This is a genomic window from Vibrio aphrogenes (genome assembly GCF_002157735.2).
In the GTDB taxonomy this organism is placed as follows: Bacteria; Pseudomonadota; Gammaproteobacteria; order Enterobacterales; family Vibrionaceae; genus Vibrio; species Vibrio aphrogenes.
Window position 1 is genome coordinate 233,303 of the sequence record NZ_AP018689.1, and the last position, 13,423, is coordinate 246,725.

Genomic DNA, 13,423 nt, shown 5'->3' on the forward strand with positions numbered 1-13,423 from the left:
CCGAAAAGAATGGTTGACATTAGGTAGTCTCGCCACACAATCCTCTCGGCTCTCGGCTCTCGGCTCTCGGCTCTCGGCTCTCGGCTCTCGGCTCTCGGCTCTCGGCTCTCGGCTCTCGGCTCTCGGCTCTCGGCTCTCGGCTCTCGGCTCTCGGCTCTCGGCTCTCGGCTCTCGGCTCTTCCTAGCAGCGAAGCGAAACTAGGGACTAGCTACCTAGAACCTTTATGTGACCATTCACCCGTAAACGCTTTCCTGCCTTGTATCTAATCGTTTGCTTGGGTAAACTTGCGCCGAAATTATATTCAATTGTGTTCACGATTGAGCTTCTACTGTTTTGGCCTTATTCGGAGTTATCCATGAAAGACTTTTTGATTGCCCCTTCCATTCTCTCTGCTGACTTTGCGCGTTTAGGCGAAGACGTAGAAAAAGTATTGGCAGCTGGTGCTGATGTTGTTCACTTTGATGTGATGGATAATCACTATGTGCCAAACCTGACTTTTGGTGCGCCGATTTGTAAAGCGTTGCGTGATTACGGTATTACCGCGCCAATTGATGTTCACTTGATGGTGAAGCCAGTAGATAGCATCGTACCTGAGTTTGCCAAAGCCGGTGCCAGCATGATCACTTTCCATATTGAAGCCACGGAGCATGTGGACCGCACTTTACAATTAATCAAAGAGCACGGCTGTCAAGCTGGGGTAGTCTTTAACCCGGCGACGCCATTACACCATCTTGATTACATCATGGATAAAGTGGATATGATTTTGTTGATGTCAGTAAACCCAGGTTTTGGCGGTCAGTCTTTCATTCCTTCGACATTAGATAAGCTGCGTGAAGTGCGCAAACGCATCGATGAAAGTGGACGTAACATCCGTTTGGAAATTGATGGTGGCGTTAAAGTAGATAACATTCGTGAAATCGCGGAAGCGGGTGCTGATATGTTTGTGGCCGGTTCTGCTATTTTCAATCAGCCTGATTATAAAGAAGTGATTGACCAAATGCGCAACGAATTAGCCCAAGTAAAAGAATAAGCCCGAGTTAATAGGACTATGTAGCGCATAGGTTAATATAGCTCATGGGTCGATATAGCTAATAGGGTCGATATAAAAACAGGCTTGAGATACACTCAAGCCTGTTTTTTTATCGATGGACATGGTAATGGCACTACAAGATATTCAATTAATCGCATTTGATTTAGACGGAACCTTACTCGATAGCGTGCCAGATTTGGCCGAAGCGGCCGATCTTGCGGTGCGCAGTCTCGATTTTCCAAGTGTGACTCAAGCGCAAGTTCGCGACTGGGTGGGTAATGGCGCAGATATTTTGATCGCTCGAGCATTGAGTCAAGATATTCTGATTGATGAGAACTTAGATGCCGAGCTGGTTAAGCAAGCGCGAGTACGTTTCGATGAATTTTATCACCAAGGCGGGCATCGACTCAGCCACCTGTATGACAAGGTGAAATCAACGTTGCAAACCTTGCATGGCGCAGGTTACAAAATGGCGATTGTGACCAATAAGCCTTCGGCGTTCGTCCCCGACATTCTGGCTCAACACGGTATTGCTGATGTATTTGTTGATGTGATTGGCGGCGATGATTTTCCGAACAAAAAACCCGATCCTATGGCGTTGAACTGGCTACTTGAGAAACACCAAGTGAGTGCTAAGCAAATGTTGATGGTTGGCGATTCTAAAAATGACGTTCTGGCGGCGAAAAATGCTGGTTGTCATTCATTTGCTTTAACTTATGGTTACAACCATGGCGAACCGATTGCCGATTCTGCTCCTGATTTTGTCGCAGATAATTTGGCTGAATTGTTGGATGTGCTGGCGGTGGTAAATTAATTTGTCTCTTGGAAGCAATTAGTCTGATAAAACGCTAGTCAAACCGAGCTAGATCAGTAAACTGAAATGCCTGTTATTTCCTATTATTTTAGGGGAAGCAGGCATTATTTTTAATTCAAGCCCAAGACATCCTGATTGGGTAGACAGGTAAAGGAAAGAAACATGAGCAAACCCATTGTATTAAGTGGTGTTCAACCGTCTGGTGAACTGAGTATTGGTAACTACTTGGGTGCTCTACGTCAATGGCAACAAATGCAAGACGATTACGACTGCCAATATTGTGTCGTGGACTTGCATGCGATCACGGTTCGCCAAGATCCGAAAGCATTACATGAAGCGACCTTAGATGCGTTAGCGGTTTGTCTTGCAGTTGGTGTTGACCCTAAAAAGAGCACGTTATTCGTACAATCACACGTACCGGAACACGCTCAATTAGGCTGGCTTTTAAACTGCTATACCCAAATGGGTGAACTGAATCGTATGACTCAGTTTAAAGACAAATCTCAACGTTACGCGAATGATGTTAATGCGGGTTTATTTGCTTACCCTGTTTTGATGGCGGCGGATATTTTGTTGTATGGCGCTCACCAAGTGCCGGTCGGTAACGATCAGAAACAACATTTAGAGTTAGCACGTGATATTGCGAACCGTTTTAACAATGTGTATAGCCCAGATGAGCCTATCTTCCAAATTCCAGAGCCTTACATTCCACAAGTGAATGCGCGTGTCATGAGCTTGCAAGATGCGACGAAGAAAATGTCAAAATCGGATGATAACCGTAAAAACGTGATCACTATTTTGGAAGATCCTAAGTCGATTTTGAAAAAGATCAATAAAGCACAAACGGATACAGAAACGCCACCACGTATCGCTCACGATGTGGAAAACAAAGCAGGTATTTCAAACTTGATGGGCTTGTATTCTGCTGCAACAGGCAAGAGCTATGCGGAAATCGAAGCGCAATATGCTGGCGTTGAAATGTACGGCCCATTTAAGAAAGATGTAGGTGAAGCGGTAGTTGCTATGCTAGAACCGATTCAAGCGGAATATCATCGTATTCGTGCTGATCGCGCTTACATGGATGAAGTGATGAAAGTGGGCGCTGAAAAAGCATCAGCAAAAGCGGCGGTAACGTTAGCAAAAGCCTTCCAAGCGGTGGGGTTTGTACCACGAGCTTAATCGTCTAAATGATGCCTCTTTTGGTGTTTTGACCGAAAGCGAGTCTATTGACTGAAAGAGGCATTCTTTCCCTTCTGTTTTAAATGAGCCCAATCCACCCATGCTATTGATTATCGATAATTACGATTCCTTTACTTACAACCTATATCAGTATTTTTGTGAATTAGGCCAGCAAGTGCGTGTTATTCGTAATGATGAAATTGATATTGCAGGTATTGAAGCTCTGAATCCAACTCATTTAGTTATCTCTCCAGGACCTTGTACACCCAATGAGGCCGGTATCTCATTGCAAGCGATTGAACATTTTGCCGGGCAATTACCCATTTTAGGGGTATGCCTTGGTCATCAAGCGATTGCTCAAGTATTTGGAGGGCAAGTGGTACGTGCACGACAAGTGATGCATGGTAAAACTTCTGCGATCGTACATAACGGAACCAGTGTCTTTACTGGCTTGCCAAATCCTTTGACGGTGACTCGTTACCATTCCTTAGTAGTGCAAACCGAAAGCTTACCAGATTGCTTCGAATTAACCGCTTGGAGTACCCTCGAAAGTGGTGAAATGGATGAGATCATGGGTTATCGACATAAAAGCTTGCCAATTGAGGCGGTGCAGTTCCATCCTGAATCAATTAAAACCCAATGTGGTCATCAGATCCTAGCGAATTTTATCCAGCAATCTTGACCTAATGGAAGTCAGAAGTGTTAGATATTGCACAAGCTGACGACGATTATTTTATCCTTTCGTTATTTTCCACTACGCTTATTATCAATAATGTCAGTCGATTGATCGCACTGATATCAATACTATTGAATTTTTATTTTAAAAAAGTGAATAAAAATCTATTGCTACTCGATGCGGAGTTCGCTAAATTAATCACCAATGGGTCGTGGATAAAAGGGATTAGGGATGTCTATAAATACACAAGTAAAAAGAAGTTGGTTTGATGAGGTCATGGTGCCATGTTACAGCCCGATGGAGATGATTCCGGTTCGTGGGCAAGGTTCTGTGGTGTGGGACCAACAAGGAAAAGAGTACATTGATTTTGCTGGTGGCATTGCCGTTAGCTGCTTAGGCCATTGCCATCCCATCATGGTAGAAGCTTTAACGGAACAAGCCCATAAAATTTGGCATTTAAGTAATGTGATGACCAATGAGCCTGCCTTACGTTTAGCGAAAAAGTTAACGGAAATCAGTTTTGCGGAAAAAGTCTTTTTTGCCAACTCTGGTGCCGAAGCCAACGAAGCGGCCTTGAAATTGGCGCGTCGTTGGGCAAAAGAGGTTCATGGTGAAGAAAAAAGTGAAATCATTGCGTTTGTACAAGGTTTCCACGGCCGAACGTTCTTTACTGTTACCGTGGGCGGTCAACCGAGCTATTCGGATGGTTTTGGCCCGAAACCAGGTAATGTGACGCATATTCCTTATAACGATCTTGCCGCCTTAAAAGCACACATTTCGGAGAAAACTTGCGCGGTGATGATGGAGCCGTTGCAAGGTGAAGGTGGGGTCATCTCTCCGGATAGCGACTTTATTCACGCCGTTCGCGATCTTTGTGATCAACATAATGCGTTGTTGATCTTCGATGAAGTACAAACGGGTAATGGGCGTACTGGCCACTTTTATGCTTACCAAGGCCTAGGGGTGACTCCGGATATTTTGTCTACCGCAAAATCATTAGGGGGAGGCTTTCCCATTGGTGCGATGCTTACCACCAGTGAATTGGCTCAACATATGAAAGTGGGAGTACATGGCTCCACTTATGGTGGTAACCCATTAGCGTGCGCCGTGGCGGAAGCGGTGGTGAATCACATCAGTCAACCGATGGTTTTACAAGGCGTTGTCGAACGTGAGCAATGGTTGAAGCAAGGTTTAGAAGCATTAAATCAAAAGTATGGGATATTTGCAGATATCCGTGGCAAAGGTTTATTGATTGGCGCTGAACTCAATGAAGAATGGCAAGGGCGTGCTCGTGATATCTTGGTGGCCGCAGGTCAGCACGGTTTATTACTGCTGGTGGCCGGAGCGAATGTGGTACGTTTTACCCCTTCTTTAGTGATCACTAAAAATGAGGTTCAACAAGGTTTAGAGAAGCTGGATGCAGCGTTGGCTTCATTGGTGAATCAGTCTTAATCCGTTAACACTAACTCAGCGAGTAAACTAAGGCGTTCCCGTTATTGTGGAGCGCTTTTTTTTGTCCCGTTATTTTTGTGCGCTCAATGTGAGTTTTACGAAAGAAATTAAACTGTTACCTATTGCTTTTGCTCACTTGAACTATAGTTATACCCATCAAAGCAATTTAATGTGATTGGTATGAATACCATGAGTCGCTATCGGAGAAATGCTATGTTGAGTGTTGAGCAATTATTTGAACATCTGTGGCAAGACTACACGACCCGCCTGTGTCCTTCTGCCTTGAAAGTGCAGAAACTTCTGACCCATCAGCAGGGTGAGCCGATTAATGACCATATTGCATTACGCACTTTTTCGGGCTCTAAGTTAGGTCTTGAACAATTGGCCAAGCATTTTGTTGAATTGGGGTACTACCAGGCTGGTGAATATCATTTTGAAGCGAAAAAGCTGTATGCTCATCATTATCAACATCCTGAAGCTGATTATCCGAAAGTCTTTATTAGTGAACTTAACCTAGCGGCGTGTTCAGAGACCCTAAGAGATATCGTTAACAAGCTGACGCATGATATTCCATCTCAATATACAGATGATGTTCGTTTTTTATTTCAAGGCAGACCGTGGCGTATTTCGAAACAAGATTATGCTGAGTTGTCGAAAGAAAGTGAATATGCTGCTTGGGTTGCTGCTCATGGCTTTGGTGCGAATCATTTTACGATCAGTGTGAATGCACTGCCTGGCTTTGCAGATCTTGAACAAGTAAATGACTTTCTCGTTTGGCATCATTTTGAATTAAATCATTCGGGAGGTGATATTAAAGGGAGCGAAGCGGTGGGGTTACAACAGTCCTCGACCATTGCAGACCAAGTGTCGGTGGCGTGTTCTGATGGTGAGCTTTGTATTCCAGGCGGGTTTTATGAGTTTGCGAAACGCTTTCCTTTAGCGGATGGGGTTTTGTATCAAGGTTTTGTGGAAGCGTCAGCCGACAAAATTTTTGAAAGCACGAATCGTTAGGCGCTGTCTGTTAAGTGCTGTCCATTAAGTGACTTCTCTAATGACACTCGTGACTGGAATTTTTTGACTCGAGCAACGAGTGCCATAGATAAAGAGCTTTCGTTTATAAAGAGCTTTTGTTCATGAGGGCCTGATTGTAGAGCAACGACTTATCGAAAATGGATGCTTGTTCTCAAGTCATTTCCCTACGCAATATCAGACCATCTCATTCGTGTATCATGCGATTAATTACGAGCACGACGCACTTTTAAGGCATGCGGCATGACGCGAATACGTTTCATGATACCAGCAAGGTGCACACGATCTTTGGTGGTCAATAATAAGGTAACGGTATATAAACGACCATCACGTTCTTCGGTTGCGATGCCATGAATATTCGAGCCAGTCGAAGCAACCACATTGGTTAAGTCGGCTAAAGCCCCTTGGCGATTTTGCATGTCGATTTTAAGTTCAGTTATAAACTCTTGCTCAAAATCTTTCGACCATTCAACGGCCATATAACGTTCAGGTTCTTTTTGATAACCACGAATATTAGGGCAAGTTTCACGGTGAATGACTAAGCCTCGACCCGGTGATACGTGAGCAATAATATCGTCGCCAGGGATCGGGTGACAACATTTCGCATAGGTCAATAAAATACCTTCTGCACCACGAATTGGTAGCTTTTTATTGGTTGATAGAGCGTCGTCCTCGTTAGAAGGTAGCTCAGTTAACTCATCGGCATCACCTAATAAACGACGAGCAATCACAATACTCATCAATTCGCCTAAGCCAATCGCTGCCAATAATTCATCTTCACTTTTCAGTTTTAGATCCGCAATGACATGCTTAATATTTTCCGCGCTAATGTCTTTAAGAGATAACTCACCAAGCGCATGATTGAGCAAGCGACGACCGAGTGCCACCGATTCTTCTCGGCGCATGGTTTTCAGAACTTGACGAATTTTAGTGCGAGCACGCGAGGTCACCACATAATTTAGCCAAGCGGCATTAGGGCGAGCACCGGGTGCACTGATGATTTCAATGGTTTGACCATTTTTGAGTGATTTACTCAGCGGATAAGGATTGCGATCTACTCGCGCGCCTACGCAGGTATTACCCACATCAGTATGTACAGCGTAAGCAAAATCAACCGCAGTGGCTCCTGCCGGTAATTCAATAATGCGGCCTTTTGGCGTGAACACGAAAATTTCATCTGGGAAGAGATCAGATTTAACGTTTTCAATAAATTCGAAAGAGTTACCCGCACTTTGCTGGAGTTCAAGTAGGCTTTGCATCCAACGTTGCGCTTTAATTTGTGCGGTGGTGCCTGAGCTGTCGCCATTGGCTTTGTAAGACCAATGCGCCGCCACCCCTTTATCCGCCATCTGGTCCATGTCTTCAGTACGAATTTGCACTTCAACAGGCACACCATGAGGACCAACCATCGAAGTGTGTAAAGATTGATAGCCGTTGGCTTTGGGGACTGCGATGTAATCTTTCATACGGCCAGGGCGAGGTTTATACAGATTATGTACCTGACCTAGCACGCGATAACAAGTATCTGGCGTATCGACAATCACGCGGAAGGCATAAATGTCCATAATGGTATGAAAACGTTGCTCTTTAGTACGCATCTTATTGTAGATGGAGTACAAATTCTTCTCACGTCCCAACACTCGAACTTGTAAGCCGGCTTCTTGGAGACGACCTTCAATTTCACTATGGATGCGTTGGATCATTTCTTTGCGGTTACCACGAGCAGCTTTCACAACTTCTTTTAACACTCGGTAGCGATTGGGATAGAGTGCTTCAAAACCCAGCTCTTCGAGTTCGGTTTTGATGTTGTTAATACCTAAGCGGTGCGCCAAGGGGGAGAAGATTTCTAACGTTTCACGCGCAATGCGACGACGCTTATCTGGGCGTAAGGCGTCAAGAGTGCGCATATTATGAGTGCGGTCTGCCAGCTTGATTAAAATCACGCGAATATCTTGCACCATGGCCAAGATCATTTTGCGGAAGTTTTCAGCTTGTGCTTCTTTGCGATCGCGAAATTTGAGTTTATCGAGTTTAGAGACACCATCCACGAGTTCAGCTACGGTTTCACCAAACTGAGCAGCGAGATCTTCTTTGGTGGTGGCAGTATCTTCGATGACATCATGTAATAACGCTGCCATTAAGGTTTCGTTATCCAGATGCATTTCTGCGAGGATGCGGGCTACCGCGACAGGGTGGATGATATAAGGTTCGCCACTGGAGCGACTTTGACCTTCATGCGCCTCTTTTGCGACCAAAAAGGCTTGTCGCAGAGTCTCAAGTTGAGACTCTGGCAAATATTCTTGGGCAACGGCCTTTAAACTTTCAAATAAGTACAATGTGTTCTACGCCCAGAATAGAGAGATTAACGGTGGTGAACGATGCTGCTTACTGCTGCTAGTTCTGCCGCGTCTTGCTCTTGTTGTTCTTGGCGCTCACGTGCGTCCAATACTTCTTTAGTGATCAAGCCTTCTTCGATCTCACGTAGAGCGATCACGGTCGTTTTATCGTTTTCTTCCGGAACCAATGCATCCTTGTTACCAGTTTGCATTTGACGTGCGCGGCGAGCCGCAATAAGAACTAGGTCGAAACGGTTACCGATTTTTTCAACAGCGTCTTGGACAGTTACGCGTGCCATGGTGACTCCAATTAGTGAATTTTATTTAGAATGACGGGAAATTATACAACCATACTTGTTGAGATTCTAGCAATAACATGCCCGTCGATAGATTTACTTTCGTTACGTTGGCGCAGAATTATTCTGTGAGCAACGCTTTTAACATGCCGTTGTATTTAACCGCTTGTTTATCTTGTTTTAAACGCTCAGCACGGATGATAGCTTTAAAGTCCATTAGGGCGGCGTCAAAGTCATCATTGATGATGAGATAATCGTATTCGTTGTAATGAGAAATTTCTGCTTTGGCTTTGCTCATGCGTCCAGCGATCACTTCAGCACTATCTTGGCCTCGAGTGTTCAAACGACGCTCTAGCTCCCCGTTAGAGGGTGGCAAAATGAAAATACCTTTTGCTTGCGGCATTTGTTCACGAATTTGACGAGCACCTTGCCAATCAATATCGAGGAAAATATCGATGCCTTTATTGAGGTTTTCTTCAATCCAGACTCGAGAGGTGCCGTAATAATTGCCAAACACTTCGGCATGTTCAAGAAATACGCCTTGTTGCATTAATTCCACAAAATGTTCTTTTTCCACAAAGTGGTAATGAACGCCATCTTCTTCGCCAGGACGTTGATCGCGAGTGGTGTGTGAAATAGACACTTTCATCGCGTAGTTAGGGTTTTTTTCTAACATGGCAGAAATTAAGCTCGATTTACCTGCACCACTTGGTGCAGAAACAATATAAAGCGTACCTTTACCGATCATTATTCATTCACTTTTGTTGTGGTTTGCCTTCCTATTTTAGTCGCTTACCATCAGGTGTGGTAGACAACGCACACAAAGGATAAAAATAGTCAGGGAAAAAATGGGGAGCGAAGAGTAGCACAACTGCACTCTAATTTGAATCGGTTGGCTATTATTTCCTATGTTCAGAGTGACTTTTCGGTATACTCAAGCGGTGTATTTAAGATTGATGTTGCTATGAAAAACTCCCACTCACGATTGCCGCTTATTCCTGTACCCGATTCTGTTATACAAGCAGCTCCGGTGACTCGTTTTCGCTCTCAGGCCACATCTGCTGTGGTGAATGAGCAAGAGCAGTTTGCCATCGAAACCCCAGTAGCCTTGATATACAACGGTATTTCTCACACGGTATTGATGTGCAGTCAAACGGATCTGGAGGATTTGGCGATAGGGTTTTCATTGTCTGAAGGCATTATTGATTATGCTCGTGATATTCATGACATTGAGATACAAACCTCTGAGGCGGGGGTAGAGCTGTACATTGAATTATCCAATCGTTGTTTTGAAAGGTTAAAACAAGCTCGTCGGACAATGGCAGGCAGAACCGGTTGTGGTATTTGTGGCTCTGAGCATTTATCACATGTGGTGCGCTCCCAACCACCACTTCCTAATCAGAGCGTGTTAGATTGGCATCTTATTGATGGGGTGTTGGCACAACTTAAAGATCTGCAAGCGCTTAACCAAATCACAGGGGCAACACATGCGGCGGTCTATTTGTCGCAGCAAGGAGAGATTGTCGCCATTCGAGAAGATGTCGGTCGTCATATTGCTTTAGATAAATTGGTGGGGTATATCGCAAAAAATAAATGCTCAGGAGGGGCGATTTTGGTGACCAGTCGTGCCAGTTTCGAAATGGTACAAAAGACCGTGAGCGCAGGGGTGGAAATTTTGTTGGCTATCTCTGCCGCCACCAGTATGGCGGTGACACTGGCTGAGCAATCGAATTTAACCTTAGTGGGCTTCTGCCGCCCAGGACGTGCGGACGCTTATACTTATCCGCATCGATTATTGATAGAGCCATAACACTCGATTCCAGCTTCTTTATGGTTTAAGTAAGTTAATGATTTAAGCAAGATTTTGGTTCAAGAAGGCTAATAGTTAAAGAAGGCTAATAGTTAAAGAAGGCTAATAGTTAAAGAAGGTTAATGGCTCAAGAAAGCTAATGATTAAAGAAAACTTATAGCCAAATAAAGCTCAGGCCGAACATATTATTGATGTTCGGCCTGAGCTTTTTTGTCACATTGATAAATGTGTCACTTGATAAATCAGCGATATAGCCAACTACTTTGTGACATAGTGGTGTGACTCAACGTCCTAAATGAAAATAGCTGGTGCTCGGTATTAACTCGTGCTTGGTATTAATAAGACACGACATGGATATTTTCATCGGTTTCAGCACTTTTCTTCACAGTAACGGCGATCGCTTTAGACACTGGGGTATGGCTTAAATCTCCACTATCATGCAGCGCCACTAATGGGTTTGCTTCTGGGAAGTAAGCGGCAATGTTGCCGACCGGAATATCATAGGCGACCAATTTAAAGCCAAAGACTTCACGTTCATATTGATCGGCATAAAGCGAACGAATATCAACCCGTTCACCAGCTTTTAGACCGATTTTCTCGATGTCTTGCGCATTCATAAACAGCACTTTTCGCTCACCAAATACGCCACGATAGCGATCATCAAAGCCATAAATCGTGGTGTTGTATTGATCGTGAGAACGCATGGTTTGTAACACGAACACCGCTTGATCACTCATGGCACGTAATTTAGCGGGTAATAAATGTTCAGGTAAATCATGGGTTATGATTTCAGCCTTACCCGATGGAGTTTGCCAGTTATTTTCTCGCGCTGAGTTGCCAAGGTAAAAACCACCCGGTTGTTTGATCTTCTCATTCACGCCAGCAAAGCCTGGGATCACTTGTTCGATTAACGATCGAATACGATCATAATCATCAACTAAATCTAACCATGCGACCGGATGAGAGCCTAATGTGGCTTGAGCCATTCCTGCAATGATCGCAGGCTCGGAGCGCATCTCACCTTGATCGTTATGCTCTTTATCATTAGCAACTGCACCATAAGAGGCATGCACCATGCTAAAGGAGTCTTCGACCGTAACACATTGTTGTCCTTGTTTTTGTAAGTCGATATCGGTACGACCTAAACAAGGCAGGATCAGGGAGTCTTTACCCGGCGATAAATGCGTGCGATTGAGTTTGGTGGCAATACTCACGGTTAAGTGACAACTTTCCAAAGCTTGTTGAGTTAGGCGTGTATCGGGGGTGGCGGAAACAAAGTTACCCCCAAGAGCGATGAAGACTTTGCTCTCCCCAGCTAACATGGACTTGATCGATTCAACTACGTTGTGGCCCGGCTGTTTAGGAACGGTGAAGTTGAAAACTTGTTCCATTTTATGATTGAAAGCCGCTGAGGGTTTTTCATTAATGCCAACCGTACGGTCACCTTGGACATTACTGTGTCCACGAACAGGGCAGACGCCAGCGCCTTCACGACCAATTTGCCCAAAGAGCAACTGTAAGTTTACGATCTCTTGAATGGTATTGACCGAATGTTTGTGCTGGGTGATTCCCATCGCCCAGGTTGTGATCACGCGTTTAGCTTGGCGGTAAGTGGTGGCGGCGCTGTCAATTTCTTCGCGAGTTAATCCTGATTGCTCAAGGATGTCATCCCAAGGGGTGGCCGCGACTTTAGCGAGATAATCTTCCATGCCGTTAGTATGGGCGGCAATATATTCATGATCGAAAATGGAGGGGCGGCCTTGGGCAATTTCATTTTGATCAAATTCGTATAGTGCCTTAACCATGCCACGTACCGCGGCCATGTCACCGCCTAATTTTGGCTTGAAGTAATGACCACTGATTGGAGTTGACCCGTTGGTGATCATTTCAATTTTATTTTGTGGGTTGGTAAAGCGTTCTAAGCCACGCTCTTTAAGATTATTGAAAGAGACAATCGAAGCGCCACGGCGTGAAGCCTTGTATAAGGTATCCATCATGCGTGGATGATTGGTTGCTGGGTTTTGCCCAAATAAGAAAATAGCGTCGGCTTTAGCGAAATCTTCCATGCGCGTAGTGCCTTTGCCAATCCCTATAGACTGAGCTAACCCCACGCTGGTGGCTTCGTGACACATATTCGAACAATCAGGGAAATTATTGGTGCCAACTGCGCGAGCAAATAATTGATATAAAAATGCCGCTTCATTACTGGCGCGTCCAGAAGTATAAAACTCAGCCTGATTGGGGGATTCTAATTGATTGAGATGTTTAGCAATAAGAGCAAAAGCATCATCCCAGCTAATAGCTTCATAATGGTCGGTTTGTGAGTTGTAACGAACGGGTTGATTTAAGCGACCTTGATATTCTAAAAAATAATCGCTTTGTTTGCGCAACCAACTGACAGGATGTTGCGCAAAAAATGCGGCATTTACACGGCGACGAGTACCTTCCCAGTTAACAGCTTTGGCTCCATTTTCACAAAAGTGGAAAAAGCCTTTTTCGCCATCTTCACCCCAAGCACAACCGGGGCAGTCAAAACCTTTATCTTGGTTGGTCCGTAATAAATTGCGGATATTTTTAGCGACATTTTCGCTTTTTAGTAAGTGCTTGCTGGTGCTGATAAGTGCGCCCCAGCCGCCCGCCGCGTGGGTATATTTTTTTATTGCCATAAACGGTTCCTCGGTGAGGTGAAAAGTTAGAGTTTGTTAAATAAAACTCAAGAATGTTGCGTCATGGTGAGGAGTGGCTAAAGATACACCTAAATATTAGCCGTTATCAATAAAAGTTATAAAAAATGTAAGAC

At 44.5% G+C, this 13,423-nt stretch carries 11 protein-coding genes; 7 read left to right on the forward strand and 4 right to left on the reverse strand.

What is annotated here, in order from left to right; genetic code table 11:
- Positions 1–356 precede the first annotated feature (356 nt).
- The 6 genes from rpe (at position 357) to VCA1004_RS01110 (ending at position 6,163) form a co-directional block, all read left to right on the forward strand.
- A complete protein-coding gene (rpe, locus tag VCA1004_RS01085) occupies positions 357–1,031 on the forward strand; it encodes a ribulose-phosphate 3-epimerase (protein ID WP_086982020.1) in 675 nt (224 codons plus the stop codon).
- A 127-nt stretch (positions 1,032–1,158) separates the two neighbouring features.
- Entirely contained in the window at positions 1,159–1,845 is a 687-nt protein-coding gene (locus VCA1004_RS01090) for a phosphoglycolate phosphatase (RefSeq protein ID WP_086982021.1), read from the forward strand.
- A 162-nt stretch (positions 1,846–2,007) separates the two neighbouring features.
- Positions 2,008–3,024: a tryptophan--tRNA ligase gene (gene trpS, locus VCA1004_RS01095; RefSeq protein ID WP_086982022.1), complete on the forward strand. Its 1,017-nt coding sequence runs from the start codon at positions 2,008–2,010 to the stop codon at positions 3,022–3,024.
- Positions 3,025–3,124: 100 nt separating this feature from the next.
- On the forward strand, positions 3,125–3,706 hold the full coding sequence (locus VCA1004_RS01100) for an aminodeoxychorismate/anthranilate synthase component II (RefSeq protein WP_086982023.1): 582 nt from the start codon (positions 3,125–3,127) through the stop codon (positions 3,704–3,706).
- A gap of 225 nt (positions 3,707–3,931) precedes the next feature.
- The gene (locus tag VCA1004_RS01105; protein ID WP_086982025.1) at positions 3,932–5,152 is read left to right on the forward strand and encodes an aspartate aminotransferase family protein; all 1,221 of its coding nucleotides are present in this window, start codon (positions 3,932–3,934) and stop codon (positions 5,150–5,152) included.
- Between the two features lie 189 nt (positions 5,153–5,341).
- A complete protein-coding gene (locus VCA1004_RS01110; protein ID WP_408646888.1) occupies positions 5,342–6,163 on the forward strand; it encodes a DUF1338 domain-containing protein in 822 nt (273 codons plus the stop codon).
- A gap of 224 nt (positions 6,164–6,387) precedes the next feature.
- On the opposite strand, the gene spoT is transcribed toward VCA1004_RS01110, so the two are convergent.
- The 3 genes from spoT to gmk all read right to left on the reverse strand — a co-directional run bounded on the left by spoT (position 6,388) and on the right by gmk (position 9,558).
- Complete coding sequence (gene spoT / locus VCA1004_RS01115) at positions 6,388–8,517, reverse strand: bifunctional GTP diphosphokinase/guanosine-3',5'-bis pyrophosphate 3'-pyrophosphohydrolase (RefSeq protein WP_086982027.1); 2,130 nt, start codon at positions 8,515–8,517, stop codon at positions 6,388–6,390.
- A gap of 26 nt (positions 8,518–8,543) precedes the next feature.
- On the reverse strand, positions 8,544–8,816 hold the full coding sequence (rpoZ, locus tag VCA1004_RS01120; protein ID WP_105902889.1) for a DNA-directed RNA polymerase subunit omega: 273 nt from the start codon (positions 8,814–8,816) through the stop codon (positions 8,544–8,546).
- Positions 8,817–8,934: 118 nt separating this feature from the next.
- Entirely contained in the window at positions 8,935–9,558 is a 624-nt protein-coding gene (gene gmk, locus VCA1004_RS01125) for a guanylate kinase (RefSeq protein WP_086984592.1), read from the reverse strand.
- 219 nt (positions 9,559–9,777) lie between these two features.
- Between gmk and fdhD the strand changes: the two genes are divergently transcribed.
- On the forward strand, positions 9,778–10,623 hold the full coding sequence (fdhD, locus tag VCA1004_RS01130) for a formate dehydrogenase accessory sulfurtransferase FdhD (RefSeq protein ID WP_086982028.1): 846 nt from the start codon (positions 9,778–9,780) through the stop codon (positions 10,621–10,623).
- A 335-nt stretch (positions 10,624–10,958) separates the two neighbouring features.
- Here fdhD and VCA1004_RS01135 read toward each other — a convergent pair whose 3' ends face one another.
- Positions 10,959–13,289 (reverse strand): FdhF/YdeP family oxidoreductase, encoded by a 2,331-nt coding sequence (locus VCA1004_RS01135; RefSeq protein WP_086982029.1) that lies wholly within the window; start codon positions 13,287–13,289, stop codon positions 10,959–10,961.
- Positions 13,290–13,423: the final 134 nt, after the last annotated feature.